Origin of the sequence: Morganella morganii (assembly GCF_019242955.1) — a bacterium.
In the GTDB taxonomy this organism is placed as follows: Bacteria; Pseudomonadota; Gammaproteobacteria; order Enterobacterales; family Enterobacteriaceae; genus Morganella; species Morganella sibonii.
Window position 1 is genome coordinate 506,684 of the sequence record NZ_CP066129.1, and the last position, 21,032, is coordinate 527,715.

Sequence of the window (21,032 nt, forward strand, 5' to 3'; positions counted from 1 at the left end):
TTTTTATTCTGTTTTAACCATTTATTCGTTAAGGCAAACAATATGAAAATCACCGGTCAGGCAGTATCTGTTACAGAATTAATTAAGGATACATCAGAAAAGTTCGGAAACGGCGGACTTCGTCGTTTTATCTCAGAGATTAAAAATTCGCAGGAACAACTGTTTGGCGATACACCCGAGCGGGCTGAACTATTAGGAACCAGAAACTTTATTGTATTGAAGAATATGTTCGCATCTGACATTGGGGATATAACTCCTTTCAAAAATATTTCGGATGAAATTAAGGTGTACCGGGAAAGGCAGTCAGCTTTCTGCCGTTTCTTCAAAGGCCGTGTTCTGGATAAAATTCAGAAACAATGCACCAAAATTATTGAAATCAATAAGGAATGCAGCCGTTCCCCGGTATCGCTCCATGACGCAACACTGCCGGATTCCGCGGTTTATACGACCAAAGAGATTATGGGGAAACATAAGGATCTGGGACTTTTTGTGCTTGAGAAAAGCCTGCGCGCCGTAAAGTATGGTGCTCCGGTAAATCTGGCCGATCCGGATAAACGTACACAAGTTACAATACAGACCAGTGGTACAGTTGAGTTGCCGGTACCTCAGCCGGTCGTATGATAAAAAACCGGACTAACCGCCCAGTTTTGTCACAATTACTCCGGCCACAATAATACAGGCGGCCAGAATCCGGGTGGGTGTCAGTTTTTCTTTCAGGAAATACGCGGAGAGCAGTAGTGCGAACAGCACACTGGTCTCCCGTAACGCCGCGACAATCATGATCGGTGCTTGTCCCATCGCCCATATCACAATGCCGTAGCTGAAGATTTGCAGGATGCCGCCGGTCAGTCCGGGCTTGCTGTAACGCAGAAAATCACGGGTGAAGTGGTGGCGGTAACGGGCAAAACCCATGACGACCATCACCAGACCGTTCAGGGCGAACAGCCAGAAAATATAAGTCAGTGAATCTGTACTGCTGCGGGCACCGAAGCCGTCGGAAAGTGTGTAACAGGCCGTAAAAAAGGCGGTGATAACTGCATATATCAACCCGCTGCGGATATGCCCGGATGCTCTGTGTCTGAGGGCGGGAAGAAGCACACCGGTAATAATCAGCAGAATACCGGCCAGAGAGAGCAGAGGCAGATGTTCACCAAACAGAAGTACCGCAAACAGGGTCGTCAGCAGCGGGGCACAACCCCGGGAAACCGGGTAAATCTGGCTGAGATCACCCTTTGAATACGCTTTGCTCAGGCAGATGGCATAACCGATATGAAACAGGGCGGACAGTATCAGCCACTTTACGGCTGCCGGATCCGGCAGGCCCAACCAGAACAGGGCGGGAACAGAGACTGCACCGGACCAGATGGTCATCACTGCGATACCCAGGAAGCGATCCTGACCAAATTTAATCACTGCATTCCAGGATGCATGAAAAAAAGCAGCAAACAGAACAGCAATAAACAGCGTGGCGGACATGGGGTAACCCGTTTTATTCAGTGAACGGCAGTAACGATAGCAGAATATCTGCCGGAAAGCGGGGTTATACAATGCATTTCACAGAAATAAAAATGTTAATATATAGTTAATTTATGCGGATCTATCAGGAAATTCCGTGATATAAGCCTCTTATTGCCAGTAATAACCGAGTTATTATTGCTGAATAATCTGCTTTTTTCGAGTTGATTGTTTGCATATTATTAACGCCGACAGTCTTAAAGGAGTTAACTCATGACCGCAATTATCCGACAGTTCTTAAAACTCGAAGCCGCAGGCGGCATACTGCTGATTATTGCCGCACTGATCGCGCTGGTAATGGCGAATACGCCGCTGTCAGCGGTGTATCAGTCGTTTCTTGATATTCCTGTTGCTGTAAAATTTGCGGCACTGGAAATTGATAAGCCCTTGTTATTATGGATTAATGACGCCCTGATGGCGATATTTTTCCTGGTCGTCGGGCTGGAAGTAAAAAGGGAGCTGATGGTCGGCTCTCTGGCCGGGCGCGATAAAGCGATGTTTCCGGCGATTGCCGCACTCGGCGGTATGGTCGCGCCGGCACTGGTCTATCTGCTGTTTAACGGCGGGGATGCCGCCGCCGCACAGGGCTGGGCGATTCCGGCCGCGACAGACATTGCATTTGCACTCGGCGTGATGGCTTTACTGGGCAAGCGGGTGCCGACAGAACTGAAAGTCTTTCTGCTGGCGCTGGCGATTATTGATGACCTCGGGGTTATCGTCATTATCGCGCTGTTTTACACCAAAACTGTCTCACTGACAGCACTGCTGCTGGCTGCGCTGATGGTGGTTGTACTGTGTGTGATGAACCTGCGCAACGTCAGCAATACCGCCGCCTATATGATTGCGGGGCTGATATTGTGGGTGTGTATTCTTAAATCCGGCGTACATGCCACACTGGCCGGGGTGATCGTCGGCTTCCTGATCCCGCTGCGGAGCAAAGATGGTGAGCACTCACCGTCAGAGGAGCTGGAACATGTGCTGCATCCGTGGGTGGCGTATCTGATCCTGCCGCTGTTTGCCTTTGCTAATGCCGGTGTCAGTATTCAGGGAATTTCATTCGACGCACTGATGGGAACACTGCCGCTGGGGATCCTGCTCGGCCTGTTTATCGGGAAACCGCTGGGGATTTTCACCGCATGTCTGATTTCGGTAAAACTGGGCTTTGCAAAACTGCCGGAGAGGATTACTCTTAACCATATATTTGCCGTATCGGTGTTATGCGGGATCGGTTTTACAATGTCTATCTTTATCGCGGGATTGGCATTTACCGGACTTCCTGAGGCATTTAACACCTACTCCAAGCTGGGAATTCTGATTGGTTCCACGATGGCAGCAGTTGTCGGGTTGTTCCTGCTCCATTCCGTGTTACCGAAGAAAACAGTCCGGCAGTAACCTGTGATTCACCGGCCTTCCCGGCCGGTGAATACAACAGAATTTCCGAGTTAAACATCAAAAAAAGATAAGGTCTGTCCGGGAAAAACTATGCGAGTCTCCCATTTAAACTACAATCACCTCTATTATTTCTGGCATGTCTGTAAAGAAGGTTCGGTGGTGGGGGCGGCAGAAGCCCTCTATCTGACCCCGCAAACCATCACCGGCCAAATCAAAGCACTGGAAGAGCGCCTTGATGGCAAGCTGTTTAAGCGCCAGGGACGCGGCCTGGTGCCGTCGGAGCTGGGCCAGCTGGTATTCCGCTATGCGGATAAGATGTTTATGCTCAGCCAGGAAATGCTGGATATTGTCACTTACAGCCGCGAATCCAATCTGTTGTTTGATGTCGGGGTCGCCGATGCGCTGTCAAAACGTCTGGTCAGCAAGGTGCTGGAAACGGCGGTGATGGAGCATGAACAAATCCATCTGCGTTGTTTTGAATCCACTCACGAAATGCTGCTCGAGCAGCTCAGCCAGCACAAACTGGACATGATCCTCTCCGACTGTCCGGTGGATTCCACTCAGCAGGAAGGGTTGTTTTCCGTGAAGCTCGGGGAGTGCAGTATGAGTTTTTACTGCCGCCAGCCCGCGCCGCAGAAGCCGTTCCCGGAATGTCTGGAAGAGCGCCGTCTGCTGGTTCCCGGCCGCCGCTCAATGCTCGGCCGTCAGTTACTGACCTGGATACGCAATAAAAACCTGGAAGTGGAAATTCTGGGTGAATTCGATGATGCGGCGCTGATGAAAGCATTCGGTATGTATCACAATGCGATTTTTGTGGCGCCGTCGCTCTACACGAAAGGTATTTTTGCTGACAGTGATATTGTCGAGCTGGGAACGGTGGACACTATCAAAGAAGAGTATTATGTGATTTTTGCTGAGCGCATGATCCAGCATCCGGCGGTTCAGCGGGTGTGTAACAAAGATTTCTCTGCACTGTTCAGCGGTTCGCAGTCAGCCGCGGATATCGGTCTGCCGGACTGAGGCAGAAAAAGGACATAAAAAAACCGGCGTGAGCCGGTTTTTTTATGTCTGCACAATCAGATTACATTGCTTTGATCTGAGCAGCCAGGTTCGCCTTATGACGGGCAGCCTTGTTCTTATGGATCAGGCCTTTAGCAGCGTGACGATCCACAAGTGGTTGCATGTCATTAAATGCGTTCTGAGCAGCTTCTTTGTCGCCGGCAGCGATAGCAGCGTAAACCTTCTTGATAAAGGTGCGCACCATAGAACGACGGCTAGCGTTATGCTGACGACGTTTTTCAGACTGAATGGCGCGTTTCTTAGCTGATTTGATATTAGCCAAGGTCCAACTCCCAAATATATTCTTCGAGGACAATACAAAGGTGGAGGAATATGCCTGCTCCGCTTTATTTTGTCAATGGATTTGTGCAAATATGCGTCGTTGTACAGCGACGCAAATGTACGTTGTGATGGGCGGGGATTTTATCAGTTTACTCATCGGGAATACAGCCCTTACGCGGAAAAAAGTCGTCTGAATGGTAAGATTCTGACGAAAAAAATGATTTTTCACTTTCCGCGCAGAGAGATGCCCCGCTTTTTGTGCAGAGAATTCGCGATTCAGCCGCATTAGTGGGTTAACCTGACGCGGCGGACAAGGTATAATCAGACTAATTTTGACTGTATTGAGCCGGCTATGGAGCTAATTCGCGGTACTCACAATATTCGTGCGCGTCACCATGGTTGCGTGCTGACTATCGGTAATTTTGATGGCGTTCATCGCGGACATCAGGCATTACTGTCACATCTGGCGCAGGAAGGAAAACGCCTGGGGCTGCCGTCGGTCGTCATGATCTTCGAGCCGCAGCCGCTGGAATTTTTTGCACCGGATAAAGCGCCGGCACGCCTGACCCGGCTGCGCGATAAGGTAAAATATCTTGCGCAGTACGGTGTGGACTACTTATTGTGTGTTAAATTCAGTAAACAATTCGCATCACTGACACCGGATGCCTTTATCTCACACCTGCTGGTTGAACAGCTGGGGGTGAAGTTTCTGGTGGTCGGCGATGATTTCCGTTTCGGAAAAAATCGTCAGGGCGATTTTAACGGGCTGTGTGAAGCGGGGAAACAGTATGGTTTCACGGTCCGCAGCACGGAAAGTTTTTGTGATAACGGCAAACGGATCAGCAGCACGGCCATCCGCCGTGCGCTGGAAAACGACGATCTGGCACAGGCCGAAGCATTGCTCGGTCACCCTTACCGCATCAGCGGACGGGTGGTTCACGGCAATGAGCTCGGGCGTACCATCGGCTTTCCGACCGCCAATATCCCCCTGAAACGTCTGGCTGCACCGGTGCACGGTGTGTATGCCGTGGACGTATACGGCCTCGGGCCGCATCCGCTGCCGGGTGTGGCCAATATCGGCTCCCGCCCGACAGTACAGGGTAAGGGCCAGCAACTGGAAGTTCATCTGATTGATGCGTCTATGGATTTATACGGGCAGCATCCGGATGTGGTACTGCGCAAGAAATTGCGAAATGAACAGCGGTTTGCCTCACTTGATGAGCTGAAAGCGCAAATTGCGCGGGATGAGATTGCGGCAAGGGAATTTTTACAATCCAACCCCTCGTTATGTGTTTAACGGAATAATATTGGAACTGAGAATCGAATGAGTGACTATAAAAATACCCTGAATCTCCCGGAGACAGGGTTCCCTATGCGCGGGGACTTAGCAAAGCGCGAACCTGACATGCTGAAACGCTGGTACAAAGAAGGTCTGTATCAGGCGATCCGTAAAGCCAAAACCGGTAAAAAAACCTTTATCCTGCATGACGGTCCTCCGTATGCAAACGGCAGCATTCACATTGGTCACTCAGTCAATAAAATTCTCAAAGATATTATTATTAAATCCAAAGGCATGGCCGGTTTCGATTCCCCGTATATTCCGGGCTGGGACTGCCATGGCTTACCGATTGAACACAAAGTAGAACAGGTGATTGGCAAACCGGGTGACAAAGTCACGCCGGCTGAGTTCCGTGCCGCCTGCCGCGAATACGCAAAAGAGCAGATTGAAGGCCAGAAGGAAGACTTTATCCGTCTGGGCGTGCTGGGTGACTGGGATCATCCGTACCTGACCATGGACTTCAAAACCGAAGCGCACATTATCCGCGCACTGGCAAAAGTGATTGCCAATGGCCATCTGGTCAAAGGGGCGAAACCGGTTCACTGGTGTACCTCCTGTGCCTCTTCCCTGGCGGAAGCGGAAGTGGAATATTACGACAAAACCTCTCCGTCCATTGACGTGCGCTTCACTGCCGCTGATGCGGATGCCGTCTGCGCCAAATTCGGCGTGAAAAATGACGGTCTGCCGGTCTCTCTGGTTATCTGGACCACTACTCCGTGGACCTTACCGGCGAACCGCGCTATTTCTCTGAACCCGGAATTTGATTATCAGTTAGTCCGTGTGAACGATGAGCGCCTGATTCTGGCTGCCGATCTGGTGGAAAGCGTGATGAAACGCGCCGGTATCACCAGCTGGATCGTGGAAAATGACTGTAAAGGCAGCGACCTGGAACTGCTGCGTTTTAATCATCCGTTTATGGGCTTTGATATCCCGGCTATCCTCGGCGATCACGTCACCCTGGATGCGGGTACCGGTGCTGTGCATACCGCACCGGGCCACGGCCCTGACGACTATGTAATCGGTCAGAAATACGGTCTGGAAACCGCTAACCCGGTCGGTCCGAACGGCTGTTATGTCAGCGGCACCTATCCGTCACTGGATGGCGTATTTGTGCTGAAAGCCAATGACATCATCCTGGAACTGCTGAAAGAGAAAGGCGCACTGCTGCACAGCGAAAATATCTCGCACAGCTATCCGTGCTGCTGGCGCCACAAAACGCCGGTCATCTTCCGTGCAACACCGCAGTGGTTTATCGGAATGGATGTGAACGGCCTGCGTTCGCAGTCTCTGAATGAAATCAAAGGCGTGAAATGGATTCCGGGCTGGGGTGAAGCACGTATCACCGCGATGGTGGAAAACCGTCCGGACTGGTGTATTTCCCGTCAGCGCACCTGGGGCACACCGATGTCTCTGTTTGTTCACAAAGAGACTCAGGAGCTGCATCCGCGCACGCTGGAACTGATGGAAGACGTCGCCAAACGTGTGGAAGAGCACGGTATTCAGGCGTGGTGGGATCTCGACCCGCGCGACCTGCTGGGTGATGATGCCGATATCTATGAAAAAGTGCCGGATACGCTGGATGTCTGGTTTGACTCCGGTTCTACCCATTCTGCGGTAGTGGATGCTCGTCCGGAGTTCCATGGCAATTCTGCGGATATCTATCTGGAAGGTTCTGACCAGCACCGCGGCTGGTTTATGTCCTCACTGATGCTTTCCACCGCGATGAAAGGCAAAGCGCCGTACCGCGAAGTGCTGACTCACGGCTTTACCGTGGATGGTCAGGGCCGCAAAATGTCTAAGTCTCTGGGTAATACCGTCAGTCCGCAGGACGTGATGAACAAACTCGGTGCAGATATTCTGCGTCTGTGGGTGGCTTCTACTGACTACTCCGGTGAAATCGCCGTTTCGGATGAAATCCTGAAACGCTCTGCGGATTCTTACCGCCGTATCCGTAACACCGCGCGTTTCCTGCTGGCCAACCTCAATGGCTTCAATCCGGAAACCGATATGGTGAAACCGGAAGAGATGATTGTGGCAGACCGCTGGGCTGTCGGCCGTGCACAGGCTGCACAGGCAGATATCCTGAAGTCCTATGAAGCCTATGATTTCCATGAAGTTGTGCAGCGTCTGATGCAGTTCTGCTCAGTGGAAATGGGGTCGTTCTATCTGGATATCATCAAAGATCGTCAGTACACCGCGAAAAGTGATGGCCTGGCCCGCCGCAGCTGTCAGACCGCGCTGTTCCACATCGCGGAAGCACTGGTTCGCTGGATGGCACCAATTATGTCCTTCACCGCAGATGAAATCTGGAATGTGATGCCGGGCAAACGTCCGCAGTACGTCTTCACCGAAGAGTGGTATGACGGCCTGTTCGGGCTGAATGCACAGGAAAGCATGAATGATGATTACTGGGCAGTCCTGCTGTCAGTACGTGGTGAAGTTAACAAGGTACTGGAACAGGCCCGTGCTGATAAACTGATCGGCGGCTCGCTGGAAGCAGCCGTTACCCTGTATGCGGATGATGCCCTGGCGGCACAGCTGAACAGCCTGGGTAATGAACTGCGTTTCGTACTGCTGACCTCTCAGGCTGATGTGAAACCACTGTCTGCGGCACCGGAAAGTGCGGTAAACAGTGAGCTGGCCGGCCTGCGTATCGGCTTCGGCAAAGCGGAAGGCAGTAAGTGCCCGCGTTGCTGGCATTATACGACTGACATCGGTCAGGACAGTGAACATCCTGAACTGTGCGGCCGCTGTGTGACTAACGTAGCCGGAAACGGTGAAGAACGTAAGTTTGCCTGATAAATGAAAAAACCACTGTGTTCGACCGGATTACGCTGGCTGTGGCTGGCGGTCCTGGTACTGGTACTGGATGCTATTTCAAAGCAGCTGATTTTAGCGAATTACGGGCTGCATGAATCCACATCTCTGATGCCGTACTTTAATCTGACCTATGTGCGGAATTACGGTGCCGCATTCAGCTTCCTCGCATCTCAGGGCGGCTGGCAGCGCTGGTTCTTCACAGCGGTGGCTATCGGTATCTCCGTGACATTATTAGTGATGATGTACCGTACCAGTGCGCGCAACAAACTCAGTAATATTGCGTATGCACTGATTATCGGCGGGGCGATCGGCAATCTGCTCGATCGCCTGATGCACGGCTTTGTGGTGGATTACATCGACTTCTATGTCGGTGACTGGCACTGGCCGACGTTCAACCTGGCGGACAGCTGGATCATCATCGGGGCAGGGCTTATCATTATTGAAAGCTTTATCCCTGACGGTAAGAAAGGCGACAAACCAGAGAACAAGACATCATCAGACTGATGACCCGGATATCCGCCGCCAGGCGGATATCCGGCCGTTGACAAACCTGCAGGGATTGGCAACGGCCGACAGAGGTTGTAAAAATAAACCAGGAAAATCAATTTATTGATTTTCGGCAGATAACACAAAGCAGGAAAAACCACGTTTTATCCTGCTTTGTCAGCAATCTCATATCCGCCGCCGGGCGGATATTTTTTATCTGATACAGAGAGTAATAATCATATGCAGGTTGCAGAACATCACAGCGTATTACTGGATTACACCCTGAAACTGTCTGACGGCTCGGTGGCGGATTCCACTGAGGCGCAGGGTAAACCGGCACTGTTCCGTCTCGGTGACGGCAGTTTGTCAGCGGCGCTGGAGCAGCAATTACTCGGTTTATCTGCCGGAGATAAAAAAACCTTCACACTGCCCGGTGAGGCGGTTTTCGGCAAACCTAGCCCGGATCTGATTCAGTTTTTCTCCGCCTCCGATTTCCTGGAAGCTGGTTTGCCGGAAACCGGCACGATCATGCTGTTTACCGCAATGAACGGCAGCGAAATGCCGGGAATTATCAAATCTGTCACAGAGGACTCCGTTGAAGTGGATTTTAACCATCCGTTGTGCGGGCAGGATGTGACGTTTGATATCAGCGTCCGTGACGTCACTGCCTGATACACAGAGCAATAATTAGCATTACGGTCCGGGGGATGGCTCTGGTATAGTAGCGCGCAAATGTTGAATTTTTGTTTTACTGCCCGTCCGGGCGATGGTTTGGAGGCTGAACGTGCGTATTTTACTGGCTAACCCGCGGGGGTTCTGTGCAGGTGTTGACCGGGCAATCAGTATTGTGGAGCGGGCGCTGGAGTTATACGGTGCGCCTATCTACGTCCGTCATGAAGTCGTGCACAACCGCTATGTGGTCAATGATCTGCGTGAGCGCGGTGCGATTTTCATTGAGGAAATTTCGGAAGTGCCGGATAACGCCATTCTGATTTTCTCCGCTCACGGTGTCTCGCAGGCGATCCGTCAGGAAGCACGTTCCCGCAACCTCACTATGCTGTTTGATGCCACCTGTCCGCTGGTCACCAAGGTGCATATGGAAGTCGCCCGCGCCAGCCGCAAAGGCAAAGAAGCCATTCTGATCGGCCACGCCGGGCATCCGGAAGTGGAAGGGACGATGGGGCAGTACAACAACCCGGAAGGCGGTATGTATCTGGTGGAATCCCCGGAGGATGTGTGGAAACTGACAGTCAAAGATGAGGAAAACCTCAGCTTTATGACGCAAACCACACTGTCCGTTGATGATACATCGGAAGTTATCGATGCGCTGAATGCCCGCTTCCCGAAAATCATCGGTCCGCGTAAAGATGATATCTGTTATGCCACGACTAACCGTCAGGAAGCGGTACGCGATCTGGCCGGTCAGGCGGATCTGGTGCTGGTGGTCGGCTCTAAAAACTCATCTAACTCCAACCGGCTGGCGGAACTGGCGCAGCGGGTCGGAAAACCCTCTTATCTGATTGATTCTGCTGATGACATCAATCCCGTCTGGCTGCGTGATGTCGATACTATCGGCCTGACAGCCGGGGCATCCGCACCGGATGTGCTGGTGCAGCAGGTGATCAGCCGTCTTCAGGAACTGGGGGCGGATGAGATCAGCCAGCTTGAAGGGCGTGAGGAAAATATTATCTTTGAAGTCCCGAAAGAGTTACGGATGGATATCAAAGAGGTCTGATACCGAAAAGCAGAACAGAGGTTCTGCTTTTTTTTGTCTGCTGCCCGGTGAATACAGTTTTACTGATAATCTGCGGGCTGTATTGTGATTTTCTGATGATAACGGCGGGTAACTGGTAATCCGGCCGGACAGCCGTTAATCTGCTGACATACAGACAGAAAACTGAGGATAACAAATATGAGTAAGTTACGGCTCGCGGTAGCGGGTGCCGGTGGCCGCATGGGACGCCAGCTGATTCAGGCAATTGCGCAGAATGATGATGTGGTGCTGGGGGCGGCATTTGAGCGCGAAGGCTCCTCACTCACCGGGACCGATGCCGGTGAACTGGCTGGTATTGGCCGTAATGGCGTGCTCCTGACGGCTGACCTGAACAGCGAGAAAGACAATTTTGATATCCTGATTGATTTCACCCGCCCGGAAGGCACGCTGACACACCTGGCGTTCTGTACCGCTAACAGAAAGGGAATGATTATCGGCACCACCGGGTTTGATGATGCCGGAAAAGCCGCCATTACACAGGCTGCACAACACATTCCTGTGGTTTTTGCGGCGAATTTCAGTGTTGGCGTCAATCTGGTGCTGAAACTGCTGGAAAAGGCCGCCAAAGTCATGGGCGACTATACTGATATTGAAATTATTGAAGCACACCATCGTCACAAAGTGGATGCTCCGTCCGGAACAGCACTGGCGATGGGAGAATCGATTGCCGGGGCGCTGGGGCGTGACCTTAAGGATTGCGCGGTTTACAGCCGTGAAGGTTACACCGGCGAACGGGAGCGGAATACTATCGGATTTGCCACTGTACGCGCCGGAGATATTGTGGGTGAGCACACCGCGATGTTTGCGGATATCGGCGAACGTGTTGAAATCAGTCACAAGGCCTCAAGCCGGATGACATTTGCAAATGGTGCAGTTAAGGCAGCGGTATGGCTGAGTGATAAAAATAACGGTTTATTCACCATGAAGGATGTGCTTGATCTGGAAAATTTATAATAAAATATAAATTATAACAGGATGATAAAGCAGTGATATTTTTAGTTGTCACTGCTTTTGGTTCTGTTTTTTCTGTTTTTTACCAATAATTGTTATTTGTAAGTATCATCATCTGTTTTCAGCGCTTTTTTATCTCTGTTTTTGCCTTTCTCATCCCTTTTTCCGGTTGTGAGCCTTTTTTTCAGTAATCTCATCATAAATTCAGCATAAATCTGATAATGAAGATGTTTTATCGCTGTCTTCCTGACTGTTTTGATCGTGATGAGTAAAAAAATATAAAAAAGTCGATTTTTTCTGGACAACTGCCCGTTCGATCTTTAGAATGCGCCGCAATTTGTCAAAAATTGGTTAAATTTTTATTTTGGCATTGCTTTATAGCCCCAATTCTGAATTAATATGCACTAATTGTGATTTATTATTCCTCCGGAGGGTGTTGTGTTTAAGTCAGCAATCCTGGTTCTGCAAGACGGAACCACATTTCACGGACGCGCCATCGGCGCAGAGGGTGCCGTTACCGGCGAAGTCGTTTTTAATACCTCGATGACGGGGTATCAGGAAATTCTCACCGACCCCTCTTATTCCCGCCAGATAGTCACTCTCACTTATCCCCATATTGGTAATACCGGCACTAACAGTGCTGATGAAGAATCCCCGGATGTGTATGCGCAAGGCCTCGTTATCCGTGACCTGCCGCTGACCACCAGTAATTTCCGCAGTGAAGAAAGCCTCTCTGAATACCTGAAACGCCGCAACGTCGTGGCAATCGCCGATATTGATACCCGCAAACTGACCCGCTTACTGCGTGAGAAAGGCGCTCAGAACGGCTGTATCATCGCCGGTGAACATCCGGACGCGGCACTGGCGCTGAAAAATGCACAGAGCTTCAGCGGGCTGAACGGGCTGGATTTGGCGAAAGAAGTGACGACCGCGCAGCCATACAGCTGGACACAGGGTTCATGGACACTGGACGGCGGCTTACCGGCGGATAAAACCGCGGAAGAACTGCCGTTTCATGTGGTGGCGTATGACTTCGGTGCCAAGCGCAATATCCTGCGCATGCTGGTTGATCGCGGCTGCCGCCTGACCGTTGTACCGGCGCAGACCCCGGCAGAAGACGTACTGAAAATGGCCCCGGACGGTATTTTCCTCTCCAACGGCCCCGGGGACCCGGCACCGTGTGATTATGCGATTGACGCAATCACACGCTTCCTGGAAACCGATATCCCGCTGTTCGGTATCTGCCTGGGACACCAGTTACTGGCGCTTGCCAGCGGTGCAAAGACCATCAAAATGAAATTTGGTCACCACGGCGGCAACCATCCGGTCAAAGATATTGAAAATAATGTGGTGATGATCACCGCACAGAACCACGGTTTTGCGGTGGATGAGGCGACGCTGCCGGCCACACTGCGCGTCACGCATAAATCACTGTTTGACGGCACATTGCAGGGGATTCACCGCAATGATAAACCCGCATTCAGCTTCCAGGGTCACCCCGAAGCCAGCCCGGGCCCGCACGACGCCGCCCCGCTGTTCGACCACTTTATTGAACTGATGAAAAACGCCCGTCACTAATCAGGAGCAAAGAAAATGGCAAAACGTACAGATATCAGCAGCATCCTGATTTTAGGCGCCGGTCCGATTGTTATCGGCCAGGCCTGTGAATTTGACTACTCAGGCGCCCAGGCGTGTAAAGCACTGCGCGAAGAGGGTTACCGCGTCATCCTCGTTAACTCCAACCCGGCGACCATTATGACGGACCCGGAAATGGCGGATGCGACTTACATCGAGCCTATTCACTGGGAAGTGGTGCGCAAGATCATCGAAAAAGAGCGCCCTGATGCGGTTCTGCCGACGATGGGCGGACAAACCGCACTGAACTGTGCGCTCGACCTGGAGCGTCACGGCGTGCTGGCCGAGTTCGGTGTTGAAATGATTGGTGCGACAGCGGATGCGATTGATAAAGCAGAAGATCGCCGCCGTTTTGATATCGCAATGAAAAAAATCGGTCTGGATACAGCGCGTTCCGGTATCGCACATACCATGGAAGAAGCCTTTGCGGTCGCTGATGATGTCGGTTTCCCGTGCATTATCCGCCCGTCATTCACTATGGGCGGCACCGGCGGTGGTATCGCGTATAACCGTGAAGAGTTTGAGGAAATCTGTACCCGCGGCCTAGATCTCTCCCCGACCAATGAACTGCTGATTGATGAATCGCTGATTGGCTGGAAAGAGTACGAAATGGAAGTGGTGCGCGACAAGAATGATAACTGCATCATTGTCTGCTCCATCGAAAACTTCGACGCTATGGGTATCCACACCGGTGACTCTATCACCGTTGCCCCGGCGCAGACCCTGACGGACAAAGAATACCAAATCATGCGTAACGCCTCTATGGCGGTGCTGCGTGAAATCGGCGTGGAAACCGGCGGCTCCAACGTACAGTTCTCGGTCAATCCGAAAACCGGCCGTCTGATTGTTATCGAGATGAACCCGCGTGTATCACGCTCTTCCGCACTGGCCTCCAAAGCGACAGGGTTCCCGATTGCCAAAATCGCCGCTAAACTGGCGGTCGGTTACACCCTCGATGAACTGTCAAACGACATCACCGGCGGCCTGACACCGGCCTCCTTTGAACCGTCTATCGACTATGTCGTGACAAAAATCCCGCGCTTTAACTTCGAAAAATTTGCCGGTACCAATGACCGTCTGACCACACAGATGAAATCTGTCGGTGAAGTGATGGCCATCGGCCGCACTCAGCAGGAATCCCTGCAAAAAGCTCTGCGTGGTCTGGAAGTCGGTGCAACCGGTTTTGACCCGAAAGTCAATTTGGATGACCCGGATGCACTGACCCGTATCCGCCGTGAGCTGAAAGAAGCCGGCGGCGAGCGGATCTGGTATATCGCGGATGCATTCCGTGCCGGTCTGTCTGTTGACGGCGTATTTAACCTGACCAACGTTGACCGCTGGTTCCTGGTGCAGATTGAAGAGCTGGTACGCCTGGAAGAGCAGGTGGCAGATGTCGGTATCAACGGCCTGACCCCGGAATTCCTGCGTCAGCTGAAACGCAAAGGCTTCGCGGATGCGCGGCTGGCAAAACTGGTTGGCGTGGCGGAAGCTGAAATCCGCAAACTGCGTGACAGCTATCAGCTGTGGCCGGTTTACAAGCGCGTGGATACCTGTGCCGCAGAATTTGCGACAGACACCGCGTATCTCTACTCCACCTATGAAGAAGAGTGCGAAGCGCAGCCGAACAACGATAAACCCAAAATTATGGTACTCGGCGGCGGACCAAACCGTATCGGTCAGGGCATTGAGTTTGACTACTGCTGTGTGCATGCGGCGATGGCGCTGCGTGAAGACGGCTATGAAACCATCATGGTCAACTGCAACCCGGAAACGGTTTCCACTGACTATGACACCTCTGACCGCCTCTACTTCGAGCCTGTCACACTGGAAGATGTGCTGGAAATCGTGCGTGTCGAAAAACCGGCGGGTGTAATTGTCCAGTACGGCGGGCAGACGCCGCTGAAACTGGCGCGCAGCCTGGAAGCGGCCGGTGTGCCGGTTATCGGAACCAGCCCGGACGCGATTGACCGCGCGGAAGATCGCGAACGTTTCCAGCAGGCGGTCGTCCGCCTCGGTCTGAAACAACCAGCAAACGCCACAGTATCCAATATCGAGCAGGCGGTTGAGCGGGCAAAAGAAATCGGTTATCCGCTGGTGGTACGTCCTTCTTATGTGCTGGGCGGTCGTGCGATGGAAATCGTCTACGACGAAACCGACCTGCGCCGTTACTTCCAGAATGCGGTCAGTGTCTCCAATGACGCTCCGGTGCTGCTTGACCGCTTCCTTGACGATGCGATTGAAGTGGATGTCGATGCTATCTGCGACGGTGAGCAGGTACTGATTGGCGGCATTATGGAGCATATCGAACAGGCGGGGGTTCACTCCGGTGATTCTGCCTGCTCGTTACCGGCTTACACGCTGAGTCAGGAAATCCAGGACGTGATGCGCGACCAGGTGAGAAAACTGGCGATGGAACTGCGTGTACGCGGCCTGATGAACACCCAGTTTGCGGTCAAAGACAACGAAGTGTATCTGATTGAAGTCAACCCGCGTGCGGCGCGTACGGTTCCGTTTGTCTCCAAAGCGACCGGGGTGCCGCTGGCGAAAGTGGCTGCCCGCGTGATGGCCGGACAGACTCTGGCGCAGCAGGGTGTGACAAAAGAAGTTATCCCGCCGTACTACTCGGTGAAAGAAGTGGTGCTGCCATTCAACAAATTCCCGGGCGTTGACCCGATTTTAGGGCCGGAAATGCGCTCTACCGGGGAAGTGATGGGCGTGGGACGCACTTTTGCGGAAGCCTTTGCCAAAGCGATGCTCGGCAGCTCTTCCTCACTGAAGAAAAAAGGCCGTGCGCTGCTCTCTGTCCGTGAAGGAGACAAAGCCCGGGTGGTGGATCTGGCAGCAAAACTGCTGAAACAGGGTTTTGAACTGGATGCCACACACGGCACTGCGATTGTGCTGGGTGAAGCAGGCATTAACCCGCGTCTGGTGAATAAGGTACACGAAGGTCGTCCGCACATTCAGGACAGAATTAAAAATGGCGAATACGATTACATTGTGAATACCACCGCCGGACGTCAGGCGATTGAGGATTCCAAAGTTATCCGCCGCAGTGCCCTGCAATATAAAGTGCATTACGACACCACGATGAACGGCGGCTTTGCCACCACGCTGTCTCTGAATATGGACCCGACAGAAAGGGTTATTTCAGTACAGGAAATGCATAGCCTGATTACTAATAAATAAGGTAATTAATTAATATAAAAAAATCCGCTGCGGCGGATTTTTTTATATCACTAAAAATAATTAAATTAAAAGATGTATTTTTAATAAAAATTGGCGATGCAATTATTGTTTTTGCTTTTTTTTGTGTTTAGGATGCGTTTATTTTTATGTGGTTACTTGGCTGTTATAGTTTATCAAACTTTATTTCAATCTATTTGAGACTGTAACTATGAATAAAAAAATTATTGCATTACTAATTCCGTTATTATTAACGCCATCAATCGCTTCAGCAAACTGGTTCAATGTATTGGCAGGTGCAGCTAAAGAAAAAGTAAACCGGGTTGAAGCAAAAAAAGAAGCAGAAGAAAGAAATGCGTTTAATGCAGATGCGTATGCATCTTTTAAAAAGGTCAGCATTGAATTAAAAAATATCAAAAAAGAAAATAAAAATCAGTCAGATAGCCTGACCAGCCTTGGCGGAAGAGTAGGTGGCACAGAGTCCGTATCATCAGACCATACAAAAAAAATTGAAGGATTAGATACCATTCAGAAAAAGAATAATAAGCGCCTGTCTTCATATGAAACGGAGATGAAACGTGTTTCGGATCAGAATATTCAGCATAGCTCAGCATTAGAAGAGATCAGCAACGGGCTGGTTCAGATTCAGCAAAAACAGTCATATACCGCAGGTGCTATGCTGAAAATTGAAGAGAGTCTGGAAAATCACAGTGATGCTTTTCAGGCGTTCTTTGATAGAGACGAACAACATGAAAAAAGCTTAAAAACCTTATCAATACAGACTGATTCACTTAAAGCGAATCATCTGGCAAATCTGAAGCGGATTTATGACGGGCAAGAAGACGTTGGCAATGTGAAATCTGATCTTGAGCAAATAGATAAGCGTTCAGCAGACAACAGTAAAAAATCGGCTGAAAATAAGGCAGAAATTGCGACTGTAGGCGGGAAACTGGATACCCGTATCAGCAATGCATCAAAAAAAATAAATACCACCACAAATATTGCCAATCAAAACACACGGGATATTGCTCAGCAGAAAGTGAAAGTTGAGAAAAATACACTCGATATCCTGAAAAACCGCCAGGATCTGCGTTCACTGGAAAACGATTTACGTGAAACCAACGAGCGCCTTGATAACGGTCTGGCGGCCAGCGCGGCACTGAATGGTTTATTCCAGCCGTACGGTGTCGGCAAACTGAATATCACTGCGGCTGTGGGCGGATATCAGTCCACTCAGGCTGTGGCAGTGGGAACCGGTTACCGGTTCAACGAGAACATCGCTGTGAAGACCGGTATGGCATACACCGGTTCGAACGATGTGATGTACAACATGGCAGTTAACCTTGAGTGGTAATGTCATGTCATTGTGACTGAAAGGTCATGTTTCATATACTCCTCCTTTCATATTGGCGTTTTAATTTTAATGAGTAGTTAATTAATTATGTGAATGACAGAGTCACTGAAATTCAGATAATTAATCCTGCTATATTTGCCATACTTTGGGGAATACATATTGCGTTCGTGTATTTCCCCTTTTTTATTTATTCACAGAGTGTTTATTTATAGCGCACTTATTCAAAATATATTTATTTAAGAAATAATCTGTTAGATAAATAAAAGCCATCAGTATGATTTATACTGATGACTTTCAGGTAATAAAATAAATTAATTAAATTCTTTCGGCTCAGGCCCTAAACGGGTACCGGAATCCAGTAACTGAATTTGTGAAAGCTCTTCTTTCTCCAGACGGAAATCAAAGACATCAAAGTTTTCCTGAATCCGTGAAGGCGTGACAGATTTGGGGATCACAATTAACCCGCGATCCAGATGCCAGCGAATCACTATCTGCGCCGGGGTTTTCCGGTATTTCGCGGCTAACGCCTGAATAATATCGGTATCAAAAACACCTTCACCACCTTGTGCCAGCGGGCTCCAGGACTCGGTGTGGATGGAATGAGTGGCATTCCAGGCCTGTAATTCACGCTGTTGCAGCAGCGGATGTAACTCAATCTGATTGAGAACCGGTTTCACGCCGGTTTTGTGGATAATGCGCTGCAAATGCCCGATATCAAAATTACAGACACCGATACTGCGGGTCAGCCCGGTTTTCTGTAATTCAATAAGTTGCTCCCAGGCGGAAACATAGTGATCGTCTGCCGGTGCAGGCCAGTGGATCAGATAGAGATCCACATAATCGAGCTGTAACTTTTTCAGGCTCTCTTCCAGTGCTTTACCGGCGTGCTGCTGATCACTGTTCCACAGTTTAGTGGTGATAAACAACTCTTCACGGGGAACGGTGGTGGCTTTCAGCGCCTCACCGACACCTTCCTCGTTCTGATAAATCGCAGCAGTATCGATCAGCCGGTAACCGGTTTCCAGTGCACTCTGCACCGCAGAGCCGACGACGTCGTTCCCGGCTTTCCAGACACCCAGCCCCAGTTGCGGCATTAAGTGTCCGTCAGATAAGGTAACTAATGCGGGTTTATTCATATGGCCTCCGGTTAGTATTCATGGGGTATCAGACGGCAGCCCGGTAGATCCGTTCGCTGACTTCCGGCGTTATGTCCTTCTGTTCGCCCAGAGCGGTCTGGCCGTGTTCGCTGAGTTTGGCAACCAGCTCAGGAATACGGCTGTCATCAATCTGATAATCAGAGAAGCGGGTTTTAACACCCAGTTCTTCAAAGAAAATGCGGGTCGCTTCAATAGCGCATTCAATCCGGCTCTCTTCCGAACCGTCTGTCAGATGCCAGATACGCTCAGCGTACTGCAATAATTTTTCCCGCTTGGTTTTGCGTTTTTCCCGCAGCAGTGCCGGTAACACAATAGCCAGGGTTTGTGCGTGGTCTAATCCGTACAGTGCGGTAATTTCATGTCCCAGTGCATGCGTTGCCCAGTCCTGCGGCACACCGGCACCAATCAGCCCGCTCAGTGCCTGGGTCGCTGCCCACATCACATTGGCGCGGCTGTCATAATCTTCAGGATTGGCCAGTACTTTCGGGCCTTCCTCAATCAGAGTCAGCAGAATACCTTCGGCAAACCGGTCCTGAATTTTGGCGTTCACCGGATAAGTCAGGTATTGCTCAAGGGTGTGAATAAAGGCATCGACCACACCATTGGCGGTCTGGCGCGGCGGCAGTGTGTAAGTGGTCTGCGGATCAAGAATGGCGCACTTCGGATGCACCAGCGGGTGACCGAAGGATTGTTTATCCCCGGTTTCACGGCGGCTGACAACAGAAAAACAGTTGGTTTCAGAACCGGTGGCAGGGAGTGTCAGTACACAGGCAATCGGCAGTGCACTCCGGATATTGCGGCCTCCGGTGGTGATGATATCCCACGGCTCACCCGGATAATCCACCGCGGCGGCGATAAATTTGGTGCCGTCGATAACGGAGCCGCCGCCGACTGCCAGCAGGTAACTGATGTCGTGCTCACGGATATACGCGATAGCTTTTACCAGTGTTTCATAGGCCGGGTTCGGCTCGATTCCTGAAAACTCATGAACCTCATAGCCATCCAGAGCGGCCAGTACCTGATCGTAAACACCGTTACGCTTGATACTGCCGCCGCCGTACAATATTAATACTTTGGCATCTTTCGGAATTTCACTGCTCAGTCTGGCGATTTGGCCTTTACCGAAATGAATTTTGGTCGGGGTGAAAAGCGTGAAGTTGTTCATTATTTCTCCGGTTAAGATTAGGAAAAATGAAGCGGATAACTAATCGGCTGATAACCATTTAGCTGATAACCATTTAGCTGGTAACTATTAGCGGATAACTATTAAGTGTAGTGTAAATCAGGGCGGGTGTGGTAGCGAACCGGATCGTGCTTTCCGGCAGGCAGGCAGGCAGAAAAAAGCTCCCGAAGGAGCCATCATCTTATTTTTTATGAGTGCGGTGACGTCTGCGGTTCAGCAGAGCCCGGCGTCTGCGGTAGTGACGGAACAGCAGATACAGTGACGCAATAATACCGATAATCAGGAAAAAGACCGGGATCAGCAGCAGGGCTGTCATCACCGTTTTTTCGTGTGCTTTGACAAACGGAATCTGATTGAGCACATAGCCGAAGGTGGTAATAATCGCCACCCAGAGAAAACCGCTCAGCCAGTTAAAAAACTGAAAACGGCGGTTCGGCAGTGTGGAGAGTCCGGCCAGCATCGGCAGCAGAGTACGGACGAAACCGAGGAAGCGGCCGATCAGCAGCGCATACAGGCCGTGGCGGTTAAACAGCACTTCGGCTTTCTGATGATAATTTTTCGGGATCTGAGTCATCCAGCGCCTGACGGTTTTGGTATCACTCAGCCAGCGCCCCTGAATAAAACCGAGCCAGCTGCCGATACCGGCGGCGGCGGTCAGAATCACCAGTGTCGGCAGGAAATCCATCACTCCCTTTGCAATCAGTGCGCCTGATAAAATCAGCAGGGTATCCCCGGGCAGAAACGCGGTGGGCAGAATGCCGTTCTCCAGCACAATAACCGTGAAGAGGATAGCGTAAACCAGCCAGAGGACTTCGGGATTAGAGAGAGTGGTAAAATCGTGAGACCAGAGTGCACTCACAATCTCTGATAAACTAGACATTAGATTTCCTGTAAAACGAGAT

The 21,032-nt window shown here is 50.8% G+C and carries 17 protein-coding genes; 12 read left to right on the top strand and 5 right to left on the bottom strand.

The window, feature by feature from the left end:
• Positions 1 to 42 precede the first annotated feature (42 nt).
• The gene (locus JC793_RS02260) at positions 43 to 621 is read left to right on the top strand and encodes a hypothetical protein (protein ID WP_218427358.1); all 579 of its coding nucleotides are present in this window, start codon (positions 43 to 45) and stop codon (positions 619 to 621) included.
• A 12-nt stretch (positions 622 to 633) separates the two neighbouring features.
• On the opposite strand, the gene JC793_RS02265 is transcribed toward JC793_RS02260, so the two are convergent.
• Positions 634 to 1,476: a DMT family transporter gene (locus tag JC793_RS02265; protein WP_218427360.1), complete on the bottom strand. Its 843-nt coding sequence runs from the start codon at positions 1,474 to 1,476 to the stop codon at positions 634 to 636.
• Between the two features lie 252 nt (positions 1,477 to 1,728).
• Here JC793_RS02265 and nhaA point away from each other — a divergent pair, with 252 nt between their 5' ends.
• On the top strand, positions 1,729 to 2,907 hold the full coding sequence (gene nhaA, locus JC793_RS02270; protein ID WP_052926318.1) for a Na+/H+ antiporter NhaA: 1,179 nt from the start codon (positions 1,729 to 1,731) through the stop codon (positions 2,905 to 2,907).
• Positions 2,908 to 2,997: 90 nt separating this feature from the next.
• The gene (gene nhaR / locus JC793_RS02275; protein ID WP_046894114.1) at positions 2,998 to 3,927 is read left to right on the top strand and encodes a transcriptional activator NhaR; all 930 of its coding nucleotides are present in this window, start codon (positions 2,998 to 3,000) and stop codon (positions 3,925 to 3,927) included.
• Positions 3,928 to 3,988: 61 nt separating this feature from the next.
• Here nhaR and rpsT read toward each other — a convergent pair whose 3' ends face one another.
• Complete coding sequence (rpsT, locus tag JC793_RS02280) at positions 3,989 to 4,249, bottom strand: 30S ribosomal protein S20 (protein WP_015422441.1); 261 nt, start codon at positions 4,247 to 4,249, stop codon at positions 3,989 to 3,991.
• Between the two features lie 351 nt (positions 4,250 to 4,600).
• Here rpsT and ribF point away from each other — a divergent pair, with 351 nt between their 5' ends.
• The 9 genes from ribF (at position 4,601) to JC793_RS19490 (ending at position 17,790) form a co-directional block, all read left to right on the top strand.
• Positions 4,601 to 5,545 carry a bifunctional riboflavin kinase/FAD synthetase gene (gene ribF, locus JC793_RS02285; protein ID WP_166706954.1) on the top strand — a complete coding sequence of 315 codons (945 nt, stop codon included), beginning with the start codon at positions 4,601 to 4,603 and terminating at the stop codon, positions 5,543 to 5,545.
• 27 nt (positions 5,546 to 5,572) lie between these two features.
• Entirely contained in the window at positions 5,573 to 8,386 is a 2,814-nt protein-coding gene (gene ileS, locus JC793_RS02290; protein ID WP_218427362.1) for an isoleucine--tRNA ligase, read from the top strand.
• Positions 8,387 to 8,389: 3 nt separating this feature from the next.
• On the top strand, positions 8,390 to 8,911 hold the full coding sequence (gene lspA, locus JC793_RS02295; RefSeq protein WP_046894116.1) for a signal peptidase II: 522 nt from the start codon (positions 8,390 to 8,392) through the stop codon (positions 8,909 to 8,911).
• Positions 8,912 to 9,133: 222 nt separating this feature from the next.
• Positions 9,134 to 9,565, top strand: a complete 432-nt coding sequence (gene fkpB / locus JC793_RS02300; protein ID WP_046894117.1) for an FKBP-type peptidyl-prolyl cis-trans isomerase — start codon at positions 9,134 to 9,136, stop codon at positions 9,563 to 9,565.
• A 112-nt stretch (positions 9,566 to 9,677) separates the two neighbouring features.
• Positions 9,678 to 10,628 (top strand): 4-hydroxy-3-methylbut-2-enyl diphosphate reductase, encoded by a 951-nt coding sequence (ispH, locus tag JC793_RS02305; protein ID WP_218427364.1) that lies wholly within the window; start codon positions 9,678 to 9,680, stop codon positions 10,626 to 10,628.
• Between the two features lie 177 nt (positions 10,629 to 10,805).
• Complete coding sequence (dapB, locus tag JC793_RS02310; RefSeq protein ID WP_218427366.1) at positions 10,806 to 11,621, top strand: 4-hydroxy-tetrahydrodipicolinate reductase; 816 nt, start codon at positions 10,806 to 10,808, stop codon at positions 11,619 to 11,621.
• A 435-nt stretch (positions 11,622 to 12,056) separates the two neighbouring features.
• Complete coding sequence (carA, locus tag JC793_RS02315) at positions 12,057 to 13,196, top strand: glutamine-hydrolyzing carbamoyl-phosphate synthase small subunit (RefSeq protein ID WP_218427368.1); 1,140 nt, start codon at positions 12,057 to 12,059, stop codon at positions 13,194 to 13,196.
• 15 nt (positions 13,197 to 13,211) lie between these two features.
• Entirely contained in the window at positions 13,212 to 16,439 is a 3,228-nt protein-coding gene (gene carB / locus JC793_RS02320) for a carbamoyl-phosphate synthase large subunit (protein WP_218427370.1), read from the top strand.
• Between the two features lie 208 nt (positions 16,440 to 16,647).
• Positions 16,648 to 17,790, top strand: coding sequence for a YadA-like family protein (locus tag JC793_RS19490; protein ID WP_247717306.1), 1,143 nt, complete (start codon positions 16,648 to 16,650; stop codon positions 17,788 to 17,790).
• Positions 17,791 to 18,101: 311 nt separating this feature from the next.
• Here JC793_RS19490 and dkgA read toward each other — a convergent pair whose 3' ends face one another.
• The 3 genes from dkgA to JC793_RS02340 form a co-directional block, all read right to left on the bottom strand.
• Entirely contained in the window at positions 18,102 to 18,926 is an 825-nt protein-coding gene (dkgA, locus tag JC793_RS02330) for a 2,5-didehydrogluconate reductase DkgA (RefSeq protein WP_218427371.1), read from the bottom strand.
• 28 nt (positions 18,927 to 18,954) lie between these two features.
• Positions 18,955 to 20,112 (bottom strand): alcohol dehydrogenase, encoded by a 1,158-nt coding sequence (gene yqhD / locus JC793_RS02335; protein ID WP_046894124.1) that lies wholly within the window; start codon positions 20,110 to 20,112, stop codon positions 18,955 to 18,957.
• Positions 20,113 to 20,311: 199 nt separating this feature from the next.
• The gene (locus JC793_RS02340; protein ID WP_107680194.1) at positions 20,312 to 21,010 is read right to left on the bottom strand and encodes a DedA family protein; all 699 of its coding nucleotides are present in this window, start codon (positions 21,008 to 21,010) and stop codon (positions 20,312 to 20,314) included.
• Positions 21,011 to 21,032: the final 22 nt, after the last annotated feature.